Genomic DNA, 22031 nt, shown 5'->3' on the forward strand with positions numbered 1-22031 from the left:
AGTCTGGCATGACTGCGACCACCCCGGGCGCTGCACCTGCTACGGGTGCTCCGCCCCGCGCGAGATGCCGAGCAAGGGGCTGCAGCCCCCGGCGGTCGGCACCGAGTGGCAGCGCCTCACGGGGTTGCCACCCCTGCTACTTCAAGATGATGACCTGCTCAGGCTGCTGGGGCTGCGGCATGGGCATGGGCTGGCCGCCCTGTTGGTAGACCACGGGCGGGCGCACGCCGCGCGACAGGTTGGCGTCGGTGTAGCCCAGCTGCATGGCGAGCTGCTGGTACACGTCCTGCGCCAGCGACAGCGAGGTTTCGCGCATCACCTTGGCGCGGTTGGGAGGGGCGATGTCGCCACGGATCGACAAAATCTTGGTGTCGTTGCCTTCGCCCTGGGCGGAGAACGCGGCCTTGATCTCGTAGGTCTTGGTGTTGATGAGCGAGAAGTCGGCCAGAAGCTGCAGGCCGTACTGGCGCGTGGCACTGGTGGTGCCTTGCAGGGGCGAGAGCGCGTCGGTGAAGTCGATGCTGGAGACCACGCCGAACAGCACGTAGTCGGCGCCGTTGAACTCGCCCTTCTTGATGCGGCTGATCACGTCGTTGACCTGGGGCTGAACCTGCGGCGTGGCCATCTTGCCGCCCTGCACCTGGTTGAGCACCTGCTCGGCCTTGCTCGGCTGGGGCTTGCCAGCGTCGAAGCCCTTGCCCTGGATCAGGCGGAAGTACGTGCCCTGCAGGATGGCGCCCTTGATGTCGTTGGTGTAGCCGCCCAGCTCGCGCTGCTCGATGTAGCTGTAGCGCCCGGCCACGTAGGTGCCGCTGGCCTGCTCGGACGCCTGCATCGAGTGGCTGCCCGAGTGCGAGCCGCCACCGCCATAGGGGCCGTGGCTGTAACCACCGCTGTGGCTGCCGCCTGCGCTCATCTGGCTGCTGCGCTGGTAGGTGCCGGCCACAAAGTATTCGGACACGCGCTGGGCATAGGCCAGGTCGGTCACGGCGATCTTGGGCGCTGCGCCCGGCTGCTGCGCCTGCGCGCCCGTGCCCCAGGCCAGCGTGGTGGCCGCGATCACGGCCAGGGCCGTGTGGAGAGTGGTTCTGCGTTGCATGGTGTGCTCCTTGGGGCAGATCAGCGCTTGCTGGTCTTTCTGATTTCTTTCTCGTCCTGCCACTCGATCGTGCCTTCCTGCACATCAAACAGCTTGAGCGTGAACTTGTAGTACACGTCCTTGGTCGCGTTGTTCTGCTTGACGATGCTGGTCAGCTCGCCTTCCATGCTGTACTTGGCGGCTGTCATCTGGCCGACCTTGGCGGTGGTGCCTTGCTTGTACAGGCCGCTCTGGTTCTGGCGCTGCAGCTCGTCCACACCGGCCTGCATCTCGTTGATGGAGCGCACGAAACGCACCTTGCCCGACTTGACCAGCGAGGTCTGGATCGAGTTCATCACGTTGGTGGTGTCGATGTATTCGCTGGTCTTGTTCTTCACGGTGGAGATCGTCACCGTGGGGCGGCCCTGGAAGATGCCGGTTTCGAGCAAACCGCCGGTCATCTTCTCGGCAATCATCTGCAGGTCGGTGGAGCCGAATTCGTTGGTCACCAGCTCGACGGCCTTGGCATCGCCGTAGTTGACCTGGCGGTCAAAACGCACGGTGGGCGAGGACAGGTTCTGGCAGGCCGACAGGGCCAGGGTGCTGGCCGCAAAGGCCAGGACCAGCGCGCTGCGCTGGATGCGGTTCTTGGTGTTCATGTTGGTTTACTCCTCACTCAAACAGGGATTGGCGCGGCGCGATCAGCGCGGCTCCACATTCATTTCCAGGCGCAGATCGACAGCCGCAGAGGTGGGCGCCACGCTCTTGACGGTCTGCTGGCCCAGGCCGAGCACGCTCATCTGCTTCCAGGATTCGCCATCGCCCACCTGGTTGCCCACGTTGTCCAGCCACTTGAAGCGGTAGAACACGGTGCGGTCGGTGCGGCCCATGTTGGCCATGTCGGCCTGCACGACCAGGATGTCGTTCTTGCGCACGATGCGCATCTCGCGCACGGCGATGCTGTTGGCTTCGCCACGCAGGGCGACCTTGGACGCCACGGCCAGCGGGGTGGCCGGGTCGTGCAGCTGGGCGCGGGCAGCGGTGGCCAGGGTCATCGCGAGGACCGCGCACGCAACGGCGGGTGCGGCGGCGGCAAGGGCAAAACGGGTTCTCATGCCAGAGGCTCCTTGAAAATGGGACATGTTCGGTTTCAGTTCTTGGCGGCAGGCGTGGCCGAGGTGGACTTGACCGCCGACTTGGGCACCGAGCGCGTGCGGGTGGTGGTGGTCGTCGTCGTGCGCACGGTGGTGGCAGGCTCTGCGGCGGGCTGCGGTGCCGCCGCCACGGTGGGCAGCTGGCCCAGCGTGGCCACGTCGCCGGTCAGCACGCTGTTTTCATACATGCGCAAGGGCACCAGGGCGTACTGGCCGTCGATCTTGATGGGCTGGGGCAGCTGGCGGCCATTCACGCTCACCACATGCTCGCCGGGCGGCAGGTAGCCACGGGCCACATACACGCGGCCGGGCAGCATGCGCCACATGCGGTCGTCGGCCTGCTCGGTGGCCACCGAGGCGGCCGCGCCGATGATGCCGCCGATGAGGCCGCCGCGCTTTTGCAGTTCGTTCTGCAGCACGCCCTTGGCCACGGCGCGGGTGAAGCCACGCAGCACCATGCCGGGCATTTCGTCCTTGAGCGCGCGGCGCGCCATCACGTTCACGTCCACCACTTTTTCCAGCTTGAGGTCGGTGCCAGCAGCGGAGATGGTGGTCAGCAGTGGATCGGAAGACGGCTCGATCACGGGGTAGGAGATGCTGGCCGTGACCAAACCACGGCCCGTGGGCACGGGAATGGTGAAGGCCTTGGGCTTGCGCGCCGGGGCGTCACCGGCTTCGACGATGAAGAGCACATCGGTCATGCGCTGGCGGCGCTTCCAGGTGAAGCCCGTGCGCGTGTCCAGGCCGCGCAGGCCTTCTTCGAGCACGCCGGTTTCGGGCTTGAGCTCGATGGCCTTACGGTAGCCGGGCGCGGCCAGGCCGGGCTCATTGAGCATTTCGTACAGAAAACCGGCCAGGTAGTGCGAAAGCGCGTTCTGGTAGCCGTTCTTGAGCGCCAGCACTTCGGGATCGTTCAGCGTCTCGACGGGGTAGCCGTTGAGTTCCTTGCCGCCAGAGGTGGCGCCCTTGGACTTGGCCTCTTCTTCAGCGGCCAGGGTTTCCTTGGCGCGGAACTCGGCAATGATGGCTTCGCGCTCGTGGGTGCGCTTGATGTCCACACGGGCGTTTTCAAAGTCGCCCACGGCCATGCGGTTGAGCGCCAGGCGCGTGGTCACCCACACCTTTTCATAGTCCTGGCCCTCGTAGACCTTCAGGCGTTCGCTGATCAGCGCAGCACCCACGGTGCCCATGAGTTTGCTGGGGTTGGTCTTGGCGGTTTCTTCCCATTCCTTGACCTTGTTGTCGGCCAGCAGGAAGGCGTTGGTGCTGTCGGGGTAGCGGCGGTCCATGCGCAGCAGCTCGCCGCGTTCCATGTTGTAGAGCAGCGCGGTTTTTTCTTCTTCGGTCTTGGCCGTGCTTTCGAGCTGGGCGATGGCTGCGGGAATGCCGCCGCTGCGGCCGGCGTTCTGCATGTCGGTCGCCAGCTTGTCATGGCTCTGCATGGTGGCGCAGCCCGTGAGGGCGGCGCTCAGGGCCAGCACCCACAGAAGGCGCGGGCGGAAACGGGATGGATGGGCGGTCATGAATGCTCCTTGCAGATCGGTCGGTGGTGCACCAGAAAACCCCGGCCATGTCCACGCGCAAGACGGCACCGCACTACAGGCACACCCGTCAGAGTGGTGCGCCGTAGAGGCTGGTGGGGCCTGCAGGATGGGAGGTCCGGACAAGGAAGGTGCTGGCGGCCGGTGCGCCCCCTCCCGGCGCGTTCACGTGCTGCTGGCAGCCCCCTCTGGCTGTGAGTTTCTTGGTAGTTTTGTATGGGGTTGTAGCCAGGGACGCAATGTAGCAAAAGCTTGTATCTTTTCTGTAACCGTGGCGAACGGCTCAAATCGCAATCCAACAGTGCCATTTCATGCCTCGACGCGGTTCAGGGGCATGCGGTACAGCCACACCACGCGGCCACCGGGCGCACGCAGCTGTGCACAGGGCAGAACCCCGGGTACCGCAAATTCCAGGCTCACCAGCCATGCCCCGGTTGCGAGCTCGGCCTGGGCCTTGGCGGCGGCGCGGGCCATGCTTTCGGGCCGTTGGAACAGATAGACCATGCGGTAGGGGCTCCAGTCCTCGGCCCACATGTCGGCGCGCCGCACCTGGGCCCAGGGGCACCGCAGGGCGCACAGCAGGCGCAGGGGCCAGCTCCATTCGATGCCCTCCAGCTGTGCGGCCGGGTAGGCGTGGCGCAGCGCCTTGAGGCCATCGCCCACGCCGCTGCCCGCATCCAGCACGCGGGCACCCAGCGGCAGCGGAGCCTGCGAGGCCAGCGACTGCAGCGCATGGTGGGGCGTGGGAAACAGCGGCGCATCGCGCCAGGCGTTCAGGGGGTAGACCAGCAGCAGCAGCGCCAGCGGCACCAGCCAGGCCCAGGTGGGCAGGCTGGCCGCGCCCAGCAGCGCCAGCGACAACGGAAAGCCCGCCGCAATCAGCCCGCGTCGCCACCAGCTGTCGCCCAGGACACTGGCCGCCGTCCCCAGCAGGCAGGCGACCAGCAAGGCAGCCACGGGGGGAACCGCGCGCTGGAGCGCCACAAAAATCAGCCACGCGCACGCCCACGCGACCAGCGCGGGCAGGGGCCAGGGCATGCGCAGGGCCAACATGGATTCTTAACGGCCCAAAATGCCGCGCAGCAGGTTGACGGGGTTGACCACGTTGCCCGCGTTGCCGGATTCCGCACCGCCGTCGCCAGCGGGCTGCTGGCCGGTCGGCGCACCGCCCATGCCGCTCGAATAGGCACCGCCCGAAGCGGCCGGCGGAGCAGCCCCCATGCCCCCGCGCCGCCCCTGCATCTCTTCGCCCAGCATGGCCATGGTGTGTGATTTCACACGCACGCGCACGGCCCACTCGGGCTCCCACGCGGCCTTGGGGTCCGCCGGGCGCGGGGGGTGCACGATGTGGCTTTCGCCGCCGTAGGCCATCATGCGCAGCATGGGCGTGGCGTCGCGCCCGCCGCCTGCAAAAATGCCCTGCGGAATGGCGCACTGCGTGGTCTCGGGCTGCAGCAGCACGCGCTCCTTGAGCCAGCGGTCGATGGTGGCGGGCGACAGGTAGTCGAACAGGCCCATGCCCGTGTCGGGCGTCTCGGCGCTGGACCACATGATGAGGTCGTCCCCGCTCTGCGACATGGCGTGCAGGTAGTAGGCGCGCGCATTGCGCACGGGCTGCCAGCTGGTGCCCATGCTGTCCTGCGGCTTGCCGGTGGTGCGCAGGTCGATGGCGGGCATGAGGTCTTGTGCCGCACCCAGCGTGAACTTCATGGAGGCAGGCACGCCGTCGCCGCGCACCTGGTGTTCGCCCGCCAGCGAGCTGTCCCGTGACAGGCTCACCTGGTTGCGTTCGTTGGGGTACAGCGCATAGGCCGGGCCCACGCGCGGCCCCCGGTCGGGCACGGCGCGGCCGGCAAACGCCTGTGCGTAGTCGGTCGGCTTGGCGCGCGCCAGATCGATGACGCGCGGCTGGCCCGCACGCACCGAGGCGCCGCAGCCCCAGTACAGCAGGATGCGGCCCTTGGGCTGGTGCTGCTGGTATTCCTGCGGCACCTCGCCCGGCTCGGTCTGGGTGGGCTGGGCACGGGGTGGGATCAGCGGAAGGGATTCGCCCATGCGCATGCCAGGCGGTATGGCCTGGCTGGCTTCGACGCCGGGGCGCAGGGTGTTGTGCAAGGCGATGTCGATGACACGCGGCGGCATGATGGACATGGCGCGGGCGTGGCCATAGGACGTGTTACCACCACCCGCCCTGCCCTGCGCGCCACCGCCCATCCCCCCCATCAGGCCGCCGAGCATGCCGCCGCCACCGGGCAGGCTGTCCATCTCAGGCATGCCCGCCATGGTGCCGGTGGAGACATCCATCCACAGCTGGACTTTGGGGGCTTTGGTGGTTTGGGCCTGGGCGCCCAAGCTGGCGATGCACAGGCCAATGGCCAGGCAGGCGGGGGTCAGGACGAAGCGCAAAGAGGTCATGGGGGTCTGCTCCAGGAGATACATGGATCACCCGGCAAACCATCGTGGGCCACAGGGCGGCACCTTCGCCGCCCTGTGAAGAGGCCTTGCGGTCAACCCGGGTGTGTTGAACGCAGCGCAGTGTAGGCCCCGCACAGACGCATTTTGCCTGCGCAAGTTACCTGTGGAAACCGTTTGTGTGCGCTATTTCACGCATGTTTGCGCGGCGACAGCGCCGCGCCCCGAACCAACGGTCGATCAGCCGCGCAGGCGGTCGATCAAGCCATTCAAAGCTTCGAGCGAGCCGAACTGAATCGCCAGCTCGCCCATGTCCTCCACCCGGCCGTGGCGCTTGACGCGCTTTTTCACGCGCACCTCGACCTCGGCCATGAGCAGGTCCGAGAGTTCTTCTTCCACGCGCTTCATGTCGCGCGACTTTTCCTTCTGGGGCTTTTGCGGCACCAGGCTGAACTCGGCACCGATCTTCTTGACCAGCGCTTCGGCCTCGCGCACGGACAGCTTCTTGGCCGCGATCTGGTTGCCCGCGGTGATCTGGGCCGCGCGGTCCAGCGACAGCAGCGCGCGCGCATGGCCCATGTCGATGTCGCCCGCCATCAGCATGGTCTGCACGGGCTCGGCGAGGTTGAGCAGGCGCAACAGGTTGCTGGCGGCGCTGCGCGAGCGGCCCACGGCCTGCGCGGCCAGTTCGTGGGTCAGGCCAAACTCCTTGACCAGGCGCTGCAGGCCATGGGCTTCTTCCAGCGGGTTGAGGTCTTCGCGCTGGATGTTCTCGATGAGCGCCATGGCCGCCGCCGACTCGTCGGGCACGTCGCGCACCAGTACCGGCACCTCGGCCAGGCCCGCCAGGCGCGAGGCGCGGAACCGCCGCTCGCCCGCGATGATTTCGTACTTGCCCGCGTTGTCCCCACCCGTCAAGCGCCGCACCAGGATGGGCTGCATGATGCCCTGGGCCTTGATGGACTCGGCCAGCTCGTACAGCGCACCCTCGTCCATGCGCGTGCGGGGCTGGTACACGCCGGGCACCAGTTCGGAGAGCGGCAGGCTGCTGGGCAGCCCGGCTTCGGCCGCCTGGGCCTGCTCCACTTTTTCTTCGACCTTGGGGCCCAGCAGGGCTTCCAGGCCTCGGCCGAGGCCCTTGGGTTTTTTGGTGACCATGAAATGCGTCTCGCGAAAGGGAAAAAGGAATGGGAAGAATCAGCGGTCGATGATGACCAGCGTGCCATGGCTGCCGGGCGCGACGGCGTGGGGCACACCCGCGGGCACGATGAACACCTCGCCCGCATTCACCTCGGTGACCTGCCCTTGCAGGGCGAGGCGCATGCAGCCGTCGAGCACCAGCAGCGCCTCGTCAAAGTCGTGCGACTCGTCGGGGTAGGCCGCATCGTCCATGCGCAGCACCTTGACGTTGGCGTCTGCGGCCTGGCCCACGATGGTGGAGCTCCAGGCGCGGGGCAGTTGGTCGGCGATGGCGGACAGGTTGATTTTGGTCATGGATCGGTTCACTGAGAAATTCGGTAGCTGACGGCTACACGGCGCACCACGCGCCACAAGGCCCAGCGGCTCATGCCGGGTTGGCCAGCTGCATCAGCCAGCCGTGCCCCTCGTCCCAATCGCCCAGGCCCGATTCGGCATTGATGTGGCCGCGCACGCCGTAGTCGATGAAGCGAGCGCCCCAAGCCTGCGCCAAACCCTCAGCGCGCTCCAGGCTGCAATACGGATCATTGCGGCTGCCCACCAGCAGCGCCGGGAACGGTAGCGGCTTGCGTGCAATGGGCGCCCAGCCGTGGATCTGCGCGGCCAGATCGGGCCGCTCCACATCGCCCGGTGCCACCAGCAACGCACCCAACACGCGGTGCGCGTTGGCCGAATGCGCAGCCCACCACGCGGTTAGAACGCAGCCCAGGCTGTGCGCCACCAGCACCACGGGGCCGTCGGCATCGACCACGGTCTCTTCCAGGCGCGCCGACCAGTCACCGCGCAGCGGGCGCATCCAGTCGTGCTGCTCCACGCGCTGGTAGCCGTGCACAGCCTCCCAGCGGCTTTGCCAGTGGTCGGGGCCAGAGTTCTGCCAGCCGGGCAGCAACAGGATGTTGGATGCCTTCATTACTATCAATTTAATAGCAGTTAGCGCTTGTCTATCAAGCGCCAGGTGCCATTTTTGCCATGGAAGATGCAGCAGCAGGCATGTTTTTCACGCGGTCCACCATCTCTTGCGCAAACTCGACGAAGGCCTGGCTGCCCTTGGCCGCCGGGTCAAACACCACGCCGGGCAAGCCGTAGCTGGGCGCTTCGGCCAGGCGCACGTTGCGCGGGATCACGCTGTTGAACACCTTCTCGCCAAAGTGCCCCTTGAGCTGGTCGCTGACCTGCTGCTGCAAGGTGATGCGCGGGTCGAACATCACGCGCAGCAGGCCGATGATCTGCAGGTCGGCATTGAGGTTGGCGTGCACCTGCTTAATGGTGTTGACCAGATCGGTCAGCCCTTCGAGCGCGAAGTACTCGCACTGCATGGGCACGATCACGCCATGGGCGCTGCACAGGCCGTTGAGCGTGAGCATGGAGAGCGACGGCGGGCAGTCGATGAGCACGAAATCGAAGTCAGTATCGGCCTCGGCCAGCGCGGCCTTGAGGCGCTTTTCGCGGTGCTCCAGCGCCACCAGCTCCACCTCGGCACCCGCCAGTTCGCGGTTGGCGCCCAGCACCCAGTAGCCACATTTTTCCGACAACACGGCAGCCTCTTTGACCGAGGCGGATTCGAGCAGCACGTCATACACCGTGAGGTCGAGGCTGCGCTTGTCCACGCCCGAGCCCATGGTGGCGTTGCCCTGCGGGTCCAGGTCCACCATCAACACGCGCTGGCCGATCTTGGCCAGGCCCGCAGCAAGGTTGACGGTGGTGGTGGTCTTGCCAACGCCACCCTTTTGGTTGGCAACGCAGAAAATTTTGGCCATGTGGGTGTTGCAGTCCGTGTTGTTGTTGTCGTTGTTTTATTTGGAAATGGCGAGCCTGATGCCAAAGCCGATCAGAAAGACGCCCGCCACCTTCTCCAGCACGCGGCCGATGCGCGGGTTGGCACGCATGCGCTCGGCCAGGTGGTGCGTGAGCAGCACGGCGACCAACCCGTAGATAAACGTCAGCACCGCCACCGTCGCCGCCATCACGCCAAAGGTCAGCAAGCCCTGGTGCCGGGCCGGGTCCACAAACAGAGGGAAGAACGCCATGTAAAACACGATGGCCTTGGGGTTGAGCAAGGTGATCAGGCCAGCCTGTTTGAAGTAGTGGCGCGGCTGGATGTTGAGGATGGGTTGCGCGCCGGGCTTGGCCGTCAGCATCTTGAAGCCCAGCCAAGCCAAGTAGGCCGCGCCCAACCACTGCACTGCATTGAACGCTGTGGGGTACGTGGCCAGCAGCGCCGCCACACCGGCCACCGCGGCCCACATCAACACCTGGTCACCCGCGATCACCCCCATCGTGGCCGCCAGGCCGCCCCGCACGCCGCCCTTGCTGGTGGAGGTGATGAGCGCCAGATTGCCGGGGCCCGGAATGAGCAGGAACAACACAATGGCGGCGACAAAGGCGCCGTAGTCTGCGATGCCGAACATGATCTCTCCCGGTGTGCTGGACGGGTGCGCAGATGGATGCACCCGAAGTGAGGTGCCGAGTTTACGCGACCACCCCGCCCCGGCCGCTGACAAGCTAGCGGCCGACGGTCAGACCGGCTTCATCCAGATGATGCAGCGCTCGGCGTCGAGGCCTGGGACGGTGAGCTGTTCCACGTGAAACACCGACACATCGGTGGGCAGGGCCGTAATTTCATCCTCGGGGTGCTTGCCCTTCATGGCCAGCCAGACCCCGTGCGGCGCTACCAATGCAGCCCGCGACCAGGTCACAAAATCGGGTAGCGAGGCAAAGGCGCGGCAGCTGATGATGTCAAAGGGGGTCGTCAGCGTCTCGACCCGTGCGTGCACGCCATACAGGTTGCGCAGCTTGAGGGCCACCGCCGCCTGCTGGATGAACGCAGCCTTTTTGCCCACGGTGTCTACGCAGCTCACATCCACATCCGGGCAGCAGATGGCAAACACCACACCGGGCAAACCTCCGCCCGAGCCGACGTCGAGCAAGCGCACAGCGTGGTGGCCCTCCCCTGCAAGCACAGCAACATGGCGGCGCAGCGGCGGCACAGCGGCCAAGCTGTCCAGCAGATGGTGCGTCATCATCTCCTGCGGATCGCGCACAGCGGTCAGGTTGTAGACCTTGTTCCACTTCTGCAGCAGGGCCAGAAAATCCATCAACAGGGTAATCTGGGCGTCGGTCAGACCCAGGGCCAAGGCATCGGCCCCTGCCTGCAGCTGTTGGCGCAAGCTGTCGTTTGTCACTGCCATCGTCATGCCGCCACTTCCCCTTCTGCCTTGGCAGCCGCAGCCACCGCAAACTCCTTGAACCCGCCCTTCTTGAGATGCACCATCAGCAGCGAGATCGCCGCCGGCGTGATGCCCGTGATGCGCGAGGCGTGGCCCAGGGTTTCGGGCCGGTGGCGGCTGAGCACCTGGCGGGCTTCGATGCTCAGGGCGGTGACTTGCATGTAGTCCAGCTCGGCAGGCAGGCGCAGCTTTTCAAAGTGCGCGGCGCGCCCCACCTCATCTCGCTGCCGGTCGATGTAGCCCGAATACTTGGCGGCAATCTCTACCTGCTCCACCACGGGTTCGCTCAAATCGCCCAGCGTTTCACGTGAAACATCGTTGGTCGCGTATTTGCCACCATCCATGGACATCAGGTCGGTGTAGTTCACATCTGGGCGGCGCAGCAGTTCGAACAGGTTGTATTCATGCTCAATGCTCTTGCCGAGCACCCGTTCAGACTCTGCCGCAGGCAGGCTGCGCGGGTTCACCCAGGTGGCTTTCAGGCGTTCTGTTTCACGTGAAACAGCGTCCCGCTTGCGGCTGAACGCATCCCAGCGCGCGTCGTCCACCAAGCCCATGCGGCGCCCTGCTTCCGTCAGGCGCATGTCCGCGTTGTCCTCGCGCAGCTGCAGGCGGAACTCGGCCCGGCTGGTGAACATGCGGTAGGGCTCTGTCACGCCCTTGGTGATCAGGTCGTCCACCAGCACGCCCAGGTAGGCCTCGTCGCGGCCAGGCAGCCAAGGCGCGTCGCCCCGGCACTGCAGTGCGGCGTTGATGCCTGCGAACAGGCCCTGGGCCGCCGCCTCTTCATAACCGGTGGTGCCGTTGATCTGCCCGGCAAAGAACAGGCCCTGGATCTGCCGCGTCTCGAAGCTGCTCTTGAGCGAGCGGGGGTCGAAGTAGTCGTACTCAATGGCGTAGCCGGGGCGCAGGATGTGCGCGTTCTCCAGCCCCTCCATGCTGCGCACCAGCTCGTACTGGATGTCGAATGGCAGGCTGGTGCTGATGCCGTTGGGGTAGAACTCGTGCGTGGTCAGCCCCTCGGGCTCCAGGAAGATCTGGTGGCTGTCCTTGTCGGCAAAGCGGTTGATCTTGTCTTCCACGCTCGGGCAGTAGCGCGGGCCCACGCCCTCGATCTTGCCGGTGAACATGGGGCTGCGGTCAAATCCGCTGCGGATGATCTCGTGCGTGCGTTCGTTGGTGTGCGTCACCCAGCAAGGCATCTGGCGCGGGTGCATTTCTGCGTTGCCCATGAAGCTGAACACGGGCACCGTGCCCTCGTTCACACCACCGGGCATGCCGTCGCCGGGCTGCTCGGTGCACTTCGAGAAGTCGATGCTGCGCCCATCCAGCCGGGGCGGCGTGCCGGTCTTCAGGCGACCCTGGGGCAGCTTCAGCTCCTTGAGGCGTGCCGACAGCGACACGGCAGGCGGGTCACCCGCCCTGCCCGCCGCGTAGTTGTTCAGCCCCACGTGGATCTTGCCGTCCAGGAACGTCCCGGCGGTGAGCACCACCGTGCGCGAGCGGAACCGGATACCCACCTGCGTGACGGCGCCCACCACGCGGTCGCCCTCCACCATCAAGTCGTCCACCGCCTGCTGGAACAGCCACAGGTTGGGCTGGTTCTCCAGCATGCGGCGAATGGCCGCCTTGTACAGAATGCGGTCGGCCTGCGCCCGCGTGGCCCGCACCGCTGGGCCTTTGGAGCTGTTGAGAATGCGGAACTGAATGCCACCCTCGTCCGTGGCCAAGGCCATGGCACCGCCCAGCGCATCCACCTCTTTCACCAGGTGGCCCTTGCCGATGCCGCCAATGCTGGGGTTGCAGCTCATCTGGCCCAGCGTCTCGATGTTGTGGGTCAGCAGCAGGGTTTTGCTGCCCATGCGCGCAGCGGCCAGCGCGGCCTCGGTGCCTGCATGGCCACCGCCGACAACGATCACATCAAATTCCTGGGGGTACAACATGGGAACACTCCGGGGCCTGGCGGGCCCGATAATCAAAACACCCGGTGCGCTAGGGTGCCCTGTCAAAGGCGCCGCACACCGGCCCTGCTGGTGGTGGGCGCACTTGGCGCCCCAGCAGGCAACCCGCGATTTTCCCACTTTGCGCAGGCCGTGTCTGCTTCCAGCCCCCTCACCTTCTTCCTGACCGAGTTGCTTGGCGTCCCGCCTCCGGCCGTGGAGACCTGGTGGGTACGCGCCGAACGGCGCTTGCTGGAGCGTGGCCAGCCCCTGCTGCGGGCGGGCGAACACTGGCGGCACCTGTGGTGGGTGGAGCGCGGCGCGCTGCGGCTGTACTACCTGGACCGCGACGGCGCAGAGTCCAACAAGAACTTCTTTCTGGACGGCGCCCTGTGCTGGCCCATCACTCCCACGCTGCGCCATCAGCCGGTGATGTTTCACGTGGAACCACTGGAAGACAGCGTGGTGTGGGCGCTGCCCTTGCCCATCGATCCAGGTGAGCCGCTGCCCAGCGCGGGCTGGGCACCCTGGGCCGCGCTGGAGCACCGGGTGCTCTGCGCGCTGCTCGACGGCAAGATGCAGCGCGAGCAGGAGTTCTTGCAACTCAGCGCCCGCCAGCGCTACGCCAGTTTGCTGGAGCAGCACCCGGAGTGGGCGGATCGCATCGCCCTCAAACACCTCGCGTCCTACCTGGGCGTGACCGATGTCTCTCTGTCGCGCCTGCGCAGCGAGATGGGGCTTATCAAAGGATAAGGCGCGGGGTGCGGGGCATCGGCAGACTGCGGGCATCGTTCTACATGCCCGCCATGACCACCATCCCACGCCCCCACAACCCGCCGCCTGCCCTGCTCGTCCTCATCCCGCACGCCCTCGCCGTGTTGTGGCTCGGCCTCATGGCGGGGTTCTTCGGCACCTACAGCGCCAACGTCAACCTGGCCATGTTGCAGATGGACGGCGCCACCTACGCCACCGTGCAGTCCGCCTTCAACCGCAACGTCCGGCACGCCCTGTTCTTTGCGCTGTTCTTTGGCCCCCCGCTGTGGTGCGCGCTGGCCCTGGCCACGGCCTGGCGTGAACACCGCGCGCTGTGGTGGCGCCTGCTGGCCCTGGTCGGCGTGGCCTACCTGCTGGGCATCGTGTTCTTCACCCAGCAGGTCAACCTGCCCCTGAACTACACAACAGAAGCCTGGAACCCCAAGGCCCTGCCCGCCGACTGGGCCAAAGTGCGCGACCGGTGGAATGCCGCCAACCTGTGGCGTGCGCTGCTCAGCCTGGGTTGCTTTGCCACAGCGCTGGGGACGCTGGTGGGGCGGCTTGCCGGTCGCGGCACGTAGATCGCTACATCCGCCCCGAACACCGTGCAGCCACACCACGGAATAACCCTGCCCGGCCTGCCTCGCTTGCAGGATTCCTGCCGCACGCCTGTGATTCAATCGCAGGCACCATGCCACACACCACTCCCTCCCTCCTCATCTTTGCCGGCAGCACGCGCCAGCAATCCTTCAACCGCAAACTGGCCCACGCCACCGCCGCCATCGCACGCGACGCGGGCGCCACCGTCACGCTGCTGGAGCTGTCGGATTTCGACATCCCGCTGTACAACGCCGACCTCGAAGCCCAGGGCACGCCCGCCGACGTGATCCGGCTCAAAGAAATTCTGTGGCAGCACCCCGCCTGGGTCATCTGCTCGCCCGAGTACAACGGCAGCTACACCGCCCTGCTCAAGAACACCATCGACTGGGCCTCCAGCCCCGTCAAAGGCAACCCTGACTGGCAGGACGGCGGCAAGAGCTTTCGCGGCAAGGTGGTGGGCATGCTCAGCGCGTCGCCGGGGGCACTGGGCGGCCTGCGCTCGCAAAGCCATCTGGCCCCCTTGCTCATCAACGCCGAATGCTGGCTGGCGCCCAAGGCGTTTGCACTGGGCTCGGCGGGCAGCGCGTTTGACGACAGCGGCGCCCTCATCCAGCAAGCCCACCGCGACCGCGTGCGCGCCGTGGTCGACCAGGTGCTGTGGGCATCCAGCCGCCTGCACGGCGATGCTGCCGCTGGCCAGTGAACGCCAAAATTTGAGTCAAATTGGCCTCTAGCGCTTGCCCGACAAGCGCTAGCAGCTACGCAAACAATAGCAACCACCCATGAACTGCCGCCCTGGCTGCGGCGCCTGCTGCACCGCCCCCTCCATCAGCTCGCCCATCCCGGGCATGCCGCAGGGCAAACCTGCGGGGGTGCGGTGCGTTCAACTGGGGGACGATGCGCGCTGCCGCATTTTTGGGCAGCCTGAGCGACCGGCGGTGTGCGGCGGGTTGATGCCGTCGGTGGAAATGTGCGGAACCAGCAATGGGCAGGCGCTGGCGTATCTAACGCGGCTGGAGCGCCTCACGCAGCCGGGAAGTGTTGGCGAACGGGTGGCGTAGGCGGTCCTGTTTCCATCGGGCGGGGTACCCACTACTTCATCGAGTGCAGCCCAACCTTGTTGCCCTCGGTGTCCACAAAATGGGCAAAAAAGTCAAAGTCGTTGCCAATCTCCGTCTTGGGCACCACCACCGCCCCACCCGCCTGCGCTACGCGCGCCAGCATCGGGGCCAGGTCATCACCGCCGTTCAGGTACACCATCGTCCCGTTTTGCGACGGCACGCTGCCCTCGCCCTGCACGAGGGCGCCACCGATGGCGGTAGGGTCGGTCGACAACATGCCCATTTTGGTCGTGCCCATTTCCATCGGCGCAATGGTGATGCCCAACACCGTCTCGTAGAAAGTCTTGGCGCGGGTGAAGTCGGTCACAGGGATCTCAAACCAATTCAATGCGTGGGACATGGTGCTCTCCTTGGGTGGGTGAAATTGGGAACCGCAGTCGGATATTTGCGCAGAGTGGCGCAGCACCACAAGCATATTTTTTGGGGGCATCCGCTTACCGACTGCCTCAAGGCTTCGGCAAAGCCCTATCTTGCCGACACGCCTTCAAAGGCTTTGCCGTGGCTGATGCAATGCGCAGCACCCGCCCGTCGCTGCGGTCCACCACCACCTTCATGCACGCACACCCGTAGCCATAGTGGCCATTGGTTTTCTTCCACTGCGCGTCGGTGAACACGGGCCAGTCGCCTTCGGCACTGTCTCCACCCTGGGTGGAGACCACCCACTCGCCATCACGGTCGGTCAGGGTGGCGTTGTTGGGGGTGGGGTTGTGAAACCAGCCGCAGCGGTTTTCCAGCGGCTGGGCAACACCAGCGGCGGATAGCGGTGTTTGCGTTTGGGCCTGGACTGGGGTCGCCCACGGCACCAGCGCGAACAAGAGCATTGCCACCGCCGCCTTCGCGCCGTTCCCCATCCGGCCCACGCGCGGGGTTGCTTGCGCGCGCTGGGTTGCGTACAAAGCGGCCATCTCTGCATCCTTTCCATTTCAGATCAAAAGTGCTTCTAGCGCTTATACAGCAAGCGCTGGCAGCTATCAAAACAAAAGCGACTGCGGAGACCTTGTCACAAGACAGCGACCTCCAACGTCTGTAAAAGACCCGCAGGTCTCTCACGCACACCACTATGACCACACAGCCCACATCCGCCGCCCCACCCGCCACCGACCCCTTCACCACCCTGCGCCCCCGCCTTTTCGGCATTGCCTACCGCATGCTGGGCGTGCGCGCCGATGCCGAGGATGTGCTGCAGGACGCCTGGCTGCGCTGGAGCCGCCAGGACCCCACCGCGCTGCAGTCGGCCGAGGCCTGGCTGGTGACGGTGGTCACGCGGCTGTCCATCGACCGGCTGCGGGCACTGAAGGCCGAGCGCGAGGCCTATGTGGGCTGGTGGCTGCCCGAGCCGCTGGTGGAGCTGCGCGACCACACCACCGGCGACGCGCAACACCACAACACACCGGAGGCAGCCGCCGAGCTGGCGGGCGAGCTGTCGGTGGCGTTTATGTACGTGCTGGAGCGCCTGGGGCCCGAGGAGCGCGCTGCATTCTTGCTGCGCCAGGTGTTTGACTACGACTACCCCGAGATCGCCGCACAGCTGGGGAAAACCGAGGCCAGCTGCCGCCAGATGGTGCACCGCGCCAGCGAACGTGTGCAGCAGGCGCGCACACGCTTTGAGGTGCCCCACGCCGTGCACCACCAGTTGCTGCAGCGTTTCATGCTGGCCGCCAAAAGTGGCGACCGCAACGCCATCGAGGCGCTGCTGAGCGAAGACGCGCAGCTGATTGGCGACGGCGGCGGCAAGGTACCGTCCTTCCCCAAGCCGCTGGTGGGGCCGTTTCGCATTGCCAACCTGTACTGGGCGCTGTTCCGCCGCCTGGGTGCGCAGGTGGCGTACCGCATGGCGCTCATCAATGGCGAGCCGGGGCTGCTGCGCTATGTGGATGGCCACCTTGAATCGGCGCAGGCATTTGTGACGGACGGGGAGCAGATAGTGGCCATCTACGCCGTGCGCAATCCGGACAAGCTGGCGGGCATTCCGGCCACGCTGGGGTGAAATCTCTTTGGAGATTTTTGGCGCCCCGTGTCACAGCGTCAGACCTGGCAACGTCTAACCAGTATGAAAGGCAGCAACACCACCGCCGCCTTCATGCCCAAGGTTTATCTACCCCGGACCATTGCCACCTACATCCAAGGAACCGCCATGTCATCGACCACCCAACACACCGCCCGCCTGCCCTATCACAAGCTGTCTTCCAAAGCCTTCATGGGCTTGGTGAGCCTTTCCGAAACCATCAAGAAGGGCCCGCTGGGCGCGCGCCTGGCCGAGCTGGTGTTTCTGCGCGTGTCGCAGATCAACGGCTGCGCATACTGCATGGACATGCACTGGACCTACCTGGTCAAGGACGGCATGGACCCGCGCCACCTGAACGCCGTGGCAGGGTGGCGCGAGGCGCCGTTCTTCGGCGAACGTGAACGCGCCGCGTTCCGCTGGGCCGAGATCATCACCGCCACGCCCCACAGCGATGCGAGCGACGAGGAATACGCCAAGCTGCAGACGGTGTTCAACGAAGCGGAAATCTCCGAACTGGGCTTTGCCATTGGCGTGATCAATGCGTGGAACCTGATCAACGCGGGCATGCGGGCGCCGATTCCGCAAGCGGGCTGAGCACAGGCGCAGGGCTTTTGCGCAGCGCAACCCCTGGCAATTACTCGATTGACGATCTGGCATCGCTCGGCCAGACTCGTCGCCATTGATGGGCCGCTGGTTCTGCGGGCGGCAATGCCGCGATGCAGCAATGGCCATATTGGCGCCCTGGGCAGCCCATGCCCACCTTCGAGAAAGCCCCATGAAACCCCTGCACCGAGCCACCATCGCCCTGATGGCAACCCTCGCGGCTGCCACCTGTGCGGCCCAATCCCCGGCCCAGGCCATCTCCACCACGCGCCAGGCTGACCGCATCACCTGGACGGCTGCGGCCCCCCACGGCGCTGCCAAGCTGCGGCTGGCCCGCCCGGATGGCACGGTCAGCGACCTGCCGTTTGCGCGCGGCCCCGTGGTGCTGGAGCCCCAGCGTGCAGGGCTGGCCGATGGCCGCTATTTTTATGAATTGAGCCTGGAGCCCCCTGCGGCCATGGACCCCGCCCAGGCCCAGGCCACGATGCAGCAGCGCATCACGGCGGGCTCGTTCATGGTCATTCAGGGCCAGTTGGTGGTGGATGCGGCCGAGCCAGGCGCCCCTGTGCTGCCCACCGAGACCGGCAGCACCTTCACCACCAAGGACCAGGTGGTGGCCGACGACCTGATCGTGCAGGGCAGCCTGTGCGCGGGCTTTGATTGCGTCAACAACGAATCCTTTGGCTTTGACACGCTCCGGCTCAAGGAGAACAACCTCGGCATTCATTTCGACGACACCAGCGTTGGCACCTTTCCGGCCAACGACTGGCGGATTCGGGTCAACGACACCGCCTCGGGCGGGGCATCGTATTTCACGGTCGAGGATGCCACGGCCAACCGCCAGGTCTTCACCGTCAGTGCTGGCGCCCCCAGCAACAGCCTGTACGTCAGCTCGACGGGCCGCCTGGGCCTGCGCACTGCCACGCCGGTGCTGGACGTGCACACACTGACCGGCAACACCCCCGCCATTCGGCTGGAGCAGTCGTCGGCAGGCGGCTTCACGGCGCAGACCTGGGACATAGGCGCCAACGAGGCCAACTTCTTCGTGCGCGACGTCACCAACGGCTCGCGCCTGCCCTTGCGCATTCGCCCCGGCGCGCCCACCAGCAGCCTGGACATTGCGGCCTCCGGCGCAGTGGGCATAGGCACCGCTTCGCCCGGCGCGGCGCTGCACGTCCGGCGCACCGATGGCACGGCCCAGGTGCTGGTGCAGGAAACCAGCGGCACAACGGCCCCGCGCACACTGCTGAATCTGGCCAACAACGGGCCAGCCGTGCTGCGCTTTACCACGGCACCGGCCACGGGCTGGGACATGACATCAGGCACCGCGCTCACGCTGGCGACCCAGGGCGCTGGCACCCCCCAGTTCACACTGGCGGCCAACGGCAACCTGGCAATCACCGGCACCCTGAGCACAGGCTCCAGCCGTACGCTCAAGACCGGCATCGAGCCGGTCAATGGCACCGCCCTGCTGGAGAAAGTGCTGGCCCTGCCGCTCTACCACTGGCGCTACAAATCCAGCCCCACACAAGAGCGCCACGTTGGCCCCATGGCCGAGGACTTCCGCAAGATCTTCCAGCTGGGGCAGGACGACAAAAGCCTGGCCCCCGGCGATCTGGCCGGCGTGACCCTGGGCGCCGTGCAGGCGCTGGCCCGCAAGGTGAACGAGCGCGAGGCAGACATCGCCGCGATCCGGGCCCGCATCTCCCTGCTCGAAGCGCAGATGGCCCCAACGGGCGCTCCGGGCGCTTCGGGCGTGCCCACCAAGACCGCCACGCCCGCAGCACGCTAGGGATTGCCAATATGCCAATCCACCATTGCTTGCCCCTCCTGACCAGGCTGCGGCCGCGCGCTGCCGCCCTGGTTGCCGCCACCCTGGCATCCCTGCTGAGCCCACCCCTCGTGCACGCACAAACCGGCAGCGAAGTGCAGCCCCCCGCCATTGCGGCACGGCTTCAGGCCACCCGGCTGGAGTGGACCCCCACCGCACCCCATGGCCGCGCCGTGCTGCGCATCGCCCGCGAGGGCGATGCGCCCCAGGACCTGGTGCTGTCCGGCCCGTTGGTGTTGTCGCTGCAAGACCATCCCTTGCCCGACGGACGCTACACCTACGAGTTGACGCTGGCCCCCACCACCGCTGCCGTGCGGCCCGACGATGCAACCCCCGTGGCGGCCAACCCCGTGGGTGCCTCCAGCGCTGCCGGGCCCAGGGGCGCCATGCTGGCCGGCAACGTGTCGGTGGCGGGCGGTGCGTTTGTGCTGCCACCCGCACTTTTGCCCCCGGGCGAAGGGGATACAGCCGACGGCCCCGCCGCGCAGTCCGCCCCATCTTCAAAGGCCGCCCGCACCCTCCGCCTTGCCACCAAAGACCAGTTGGTCGCCGACGACCAGATCGTGCAAGGCAGCATCTGCATGGGGTTTGACTGCGTCAACAACGAGAGCTTTGGCTTCGACACCCTGCGCCTGAAGGAAAACAACCTGCGCATCAAGTTTGAAGACACCAGTGCGGGCGCGTTTCCCGGCAACGACTGGCAGATCATCGCCAACGACAGCGCCAGCGGCGGGGCCAGCTACCTCGGCATCGACGATGTCACAGGCAGCTTGACCCCCGTGCGCTGGCTGGCCGGAGCGCCCGCCAACAGCCTGGTTGTGGACCCGCAAGGGCGCGTGGGGGTGGGCACCGGCGTACCCGTGCTTGATCTGCATGTGCTGTCCTCCAACACCCCGGCGCTGCGGCAAGAGCAGAACAACACCGGCGGCTACACAGCCCAGACCTGGGATGTGGCGGGCAACGAAGCCAATTTCTTCGTGCGCGATGTCACCGGCGGCTCCCTCCTTCCCCTGCGCATCCGGCCGGGGGCGCCACATGCCAGCGTTGATATTGCGGGCAACGGCAGCGTGGGCCTGGGCACGCCGCGCCCTGCTGCCCCGTTGCACCTGCGGCGCGCGGACGGCAGCGGAGCCCTGCTGGTGGACAACACCAGCGCCACCGCCCTGCCCCGCGTGCAGATGGAGCTGGAGAACAACGGCGCCATCGCTGCGCGGCTTGCACATGGCGCAGGCACCGCGTACTGGACGCAACACGCTACGGCTTCGGCCTTCAGCCTGGCGCCCAGCGGCAGTGGCAGCAATGCGCTGTCGATGCAGACAGGCGGCGGCCTGGTGGTGGCCGGCACGCTCAGCCAGGGCTCCAGCCGCACGCTCAAACACGACATCAGCCCGGCCCCGGTCCATGCAGTCCTTGGCGAAGTGTTGAACCTGCCGCTGTATGCCTGGCGCTACCTGAGCGATCTCAACGCCAGCCTGCACCTGGGGCCCATGGCCGAGGATGTACACCAGCGCTTTCAGGTGGGCGCCAGCCCCCGGACGCTTGCGCCCAGCGATGTCGCCGGCCTTGCGGCCGCCACGGTCCAGGCCCTCCACCAGAAGCTGGCCGCCAAGGATGCAGAACTCATGGCCCTGGCCGAACGCCTTTCGGCCCTGGAGCAGCAGCTCGCGCGCAAGAACGGGGGCGCGCGATGACGGCCCGCGCGGTGCAGGCACTGCGCACCGGCGTGCGCCGTTTCACCACATGGATCGGCGTTGCCAGCCTGGTGCTGTGGGCTGCCAGCGCCGCCGCGCAGGACATCACCGTCACCCCGTCCAGCATTCCCACACCGGCGCTGGGTGTGCCCTACAGCGTGACCTTTGTCGCCAGCGATGGTGTGGCGCCCTACCAGTTCCTCGTCAGCGCAGGGCTTCTTCCGGCGGGCCTGAGCCTGTCGGGCACGGGCGATCTCACGGGCACGCCCACCAGCTCGGCGCCCTACAGCTTCACCATCACAGTGTCCGACGCCCTGGGGCGCGAGCTGGACCTGCTGGGTGCAGGCACCGTGACAGGTGCGCTGACCATCACCCCTCCGCCCGTGCTGGTCGCGAACACCGCATACAGCGGACAGATCCAGGTCACCGGCGGCACCGGCCCCTACACCTTCACCGTGAACTCCGGCCCCCTGCCCCCGGGCATGACCTTGGGGCCCAACGGCCTGCTGAGCGGAACACCGACCACACCGGGGCTCTATGTCCTGGTCATCCAGGTCACGGACGCCAACGGCCTGTCCTCCACCATCACACTGAACCTCCAAGTGATGGCCCTCTCCACGGGGATTCCGGTGAACGATCCATGGATGCTGGTGCTGGCGGCGCTAGGACTGGGCTGGCTGGGGCGGCGCCAGATACGGCAGCAGCAAGGACGCGGGCGCTGATAGACCGGGCAGGGCCCCAGGGCACAGGAATTTGAAAAAAATTCGGCCCTGGCGCTTGATGGATGGACTTAGAAAGCTATTATTTCCATAGCATTCACAAAAAGCGCAACACCTGTAGCCTGCCTGACAGACCCGCCCGCCCTCCCGCCCTACAGT

At 66.4% G+C, this 22031-nt stretch carries 24 protein-coding genes; 9 read left to right on the top strand and 15 right to left on the bottom strand.

Translation table 11 applies throughout. The features are described 5' to 3' along the window. Positions 1 to 136 precede the first annotated feature (136 nt). From LPA35_RS11095 to mnmG, 13 genes are all read right to left on the bottom strand, one after another. Entirely contained in the window at positions 137 to 1099 is a 963-nt protein-coding gene (locus tag LPA35_RS11095; protein WP_228897018.1) for a hypothetical protein, read from the bottom strand. 20 nt (positions 1100 to 1119) lie between these two features. Continuing rightward, the gene (gene lpoB, locus LPA35_RS11100) at positions 1120 to 1737 is read right to left on the bottom strand and encodes a penicillin-binding protein activator LpoB (protein WP_218135467.1); all 618 of its coding nucleotides are present in this window, start codon (positions 1735 to 1737) and stop codon (positions 1120 to 1122) included. Between the two features lie 42 nt (positions 1738 to 1779). Next, complete coding sequence (locus tag LPA35_RS11105; RefSeq protein WP_055395763.1) at positions 1780 to 2193, bottom strand: YcfL family protein; 414 nt, start codon at positions 2191 to 2193, stop codon at positions 1780 to 1782. 35 nt (positions 2194 to 2228) lie between these two features. Then, on the bottom strand, positions 2229 to 3755 hold the full coding sequence (locus tag LPA35_RS11110; RefSeq protein WP_228897019.1) for a COG3014 family protein: 1527 nt from the start codon (positions 3753 to 3755) through the stop codon (positions 2229 to 2231). Positions 3756 to 4082: 327 nt separating this feature from the next. After that, a complete protein-coding gene (locus LPA35_RS11115) occupies positions 4083 to 4826 on the bottom strand; it encodes a hypothetical protein (RefSeq protein WP_055395759.1) in 744 nt (247 codons plus the stop codon). Positions 4827 to 4832: 6 nt separating this feature from the next. Continuing rightward, positions 4833 to 6188, bottom strand: a complete 1356-nt coding sequence (locus LPA35_RS11120; protein ID WP_228897020.1) for a hypothetical protein — start codon at positions 6186 to 6188, stop codon at positions 4833 to 4835. Between the two features lie 237 nt (positions 6189 to 6425). Further along, positions 6426 to 7343 carry a ParB/RepB/Spo0J family partition protein gene (locus LPA35_RS11125; protein ID WP_055402181.1) on the bottom strand — a complete coding sequence of 306 codons (918 nt, stop codon included), beginning with the start codon at positions 7341 to 7343 and terminating at the stop codon, positions 6426 to 6428. Between the two features lie 39 nt (positions 7344 to 7382). After that, a complete protein-coding gene (locus tag LPA35_RS11130) occupies positions 7383 to 7679 on the bottom strand; it encodes a cupin domain-containing protein (protein ID WP_228897021.1) in 297 nt (98 codons plus the stop codon). A 70-nt stretch (positions 7680 to 7749) separates the two neighbouring features. Then, the gene (locus tag LPA35_RS11135) at positions 7750 to 8292 is read right to left on the bottom strand and encodes an alpha/beta hydrolase (RefSeq protein ID WP_228897022.1); all 543 of its coding nucleotides are present in this window, start codon (positions 8290 to 8292) and stop codon (positions 7750 to 7752) included. Positions 8293 to 8326: 34 nt separating this feature from the next. After that, a complete protein-coding gene (locus LPA35_RS11140; RefSeq protein ID WP_121421778.1) occupies positions 8327 to 9139 on the bottom strand; it encodes a ParA family protein in 813 nt (270 codons plus the stop codon). 36 nt (positions 9140 to 9175) lie between these two features. Beyond that, positions 9176 to 9790: a LysE family transporter gene (locus LPA35_RS11145; protein ID WP_228897023.1), complete on the bottom strand. Its 615-nt coding sequence runs from the start codon at positions 9788 to 9790 to the stop codon at positions 9176 to 9178. 108 nt (positions 9791 to 9898) lie between these two features. Next, the gene (rsmG, locus tag LPA35_RS11150) at positions 9899 to 10576 is read right to left on the bottom strand and encodes a 16S rRNA (guanine(527)-N(7))-methyltransferase RsmG (protein WP_228897024.1); all 678 of its coding nucleotides are present in this window, start codon (positions 10574 to 10576) and stop codon (positions 9899 to 9901) included. Next, a complete protein-coding gene (gene mnmG / locus LPA35_RS11155; protein ID WP_228897025.1) occupies positions 10573 to 12552 on the bottom strand; it encodes a tRNA uridine-5-carboxymethylaminomethyl(34) synthesis enzyme MnmG in 1980 nt (659 codons plus the stop codon). The genes rsmG and mnmG overlap by 4 nt, the downstream gene beginning before the upstream one ends. A gap of 150 nt (positions 12553 to 12702) precedes the next feature. Here mnmG and LPA35_RS11160 point away from each other — a divergent pair, with 150 nt between their 5' ends. The 4 genes from LPA35_RS11160 (at position 12703) to LPA35_RS11175 (ending at position 14963) form a co-directional block, all read left to right on the top strand. After that, on the top strand, positions 12703 to 13302 hold the full coding sequence (locus tag LPA35_RS11160; RefSeq protein WP_228897026.1) for a Crp/Fnr family transcriptional regulator: 600 nt from the start codon (positions 12703 to 12705) through the stop codon (positions 13300 to 13302). Between the two features lie 53 nt (positions 13303 to 13355). Further along, a complete protein-coding gene (locus LPA35_RS11165) occupies positions 13356 to 13883 on the top strand; it encodes a DUF1772 domain-containing protein (RefSeq protein ID WP_228897027.1) in 528 nt (175 codons plus the stop codon). A gap of 110 nt (positions 13884 to 13993) precedes the next feature. Further along, the gene (locus LPA35_RS11170; protein WP_228897028.1) at positions 13994 to 14605 is read left to right on the top strand and encodes an NADPH-dependent FMN reductase; all 612 of its coding nucleotides are present in this window, start codon (positions 13994 to 13996) and stop codon (positions 14603 to 14605) included. A 79-nt stretch (positions 14606 to 14684) separates the two neighbouring features. Next, positions 14685 to 14963 (top strand): YkgJ family cysteine cluster protein, encoded by a 279-nt coding sequence (locus tag LPA35_RS11175; protein ID WP_121421772.1) that lies wholly within the window; start codon positions 14685 to 14687, stop codon positions 14961 to 14963. A gap of 31 nt (positions 14964 to 14994) precedes the next feature. Here LPA35_RS11175 and LPA35_RS11180 read toward each other — a convergent pair whose 3' ends face one another. Continuing rightward, positions 14995 to 15363, bottom strand: a complete 369-nt coding sequence (locus tag LPA35_RS11180) for a VOC family protein (protein ID WP_228897029.1) — start codon at positions 15361 to 15363, stop codon at positions 14995 to 14997. A gap of 106 nt (positions 15364 to 15469) precedes the next feature. Next, entirely contained in the window at positions 15470 to 15928 is a 459-nt protein-coding gene (locus tag LPA35_RS11185) for a DUF4087 domain-containing protein (RefSeq protein WP_228897030.1), read from the bottom strand. Positions 15929 to 16083: 155 nt separating this feature from the next. On the opposite strand from LPA35_RS11185, the gene LPA35_RS11190 reads away from it, so the two are divergent. From LPA35_RS11190 to LPA35_RS11210, 5 genes are all read left to right on the top strand, one after another. Next, positions 16084 to 17010 (top strand): RNA polymerase sigma-70 factor, encoded by a 927-nt coding sequence (locus LPA35_RS11190; protein ID WP_228897031.1) that lies wholly within the window; start codon positions 16084 to 16086, stop codon positions 17008 to 17010. A gap of 147 nt (positions 17011 to 17157) precedes the next feature. Beyond that, complete coding sequence (locus tag LPA35_RS11195) at positions 17158 to 17622, top strand: carboxymuconolactone decarboxylase family protein (protein ID WP_228897032.1); 465 nt, start codon at positions 17158 to 17160, stop codon at positions 17620 to 17622. A 181-nt stretch (positions 17623 to 17803) separates the two neighbouring features. Next, positions 17804 to 19423 (top strand): tail fiber domain-containing protein, encoded by a 1620-nt coding sequence (locus LPA35_RS11200; protein ID WP_228897033.1) that lies wholly within the window; start codon positions 17804 to 17806, stop codon positions 19421 to 19423. 29 nt (positions 19424 to 19452) lie between these two features. Further along, positions 19453 to 21153, top strand: coding sequence for a tail fiber domain-containing protein (locus tag LPA35_RS11205; protein ID WP_228897034.1), 1701 nt, complete (start codon positions 19453 to 19455; stop codon positions 21151 to 21153). Beyond that, positions 21150 to 21875, top strand: a complete 726-nt coding sequence (locus tag LPA35_RS11210; protein WP_228897035.1) for an Ig domain-containing protein — start codon at positions 21150 to 21152, stop codon at positions 21873 to 21875. The genes LPA35_RS11205 and LPA35_RS11210 overlap by 4 nt, the downstream gene beginning before the upstream one ends. The last annotated feature ends 156 nt before the right edge of the window (positions 21876 to 22031 follow it).

The organism is Acidovorax sp. Leaf73 (genome assembly GCF_916855635.1).
GTDB classification, from domain to species: domain Bacteria; phylum Pseudomonadota; class Gammaproteobacteria; order Burkholderiales; family Burkholderiaceae_C; genus Acidovorax; species Acidovorax facilis.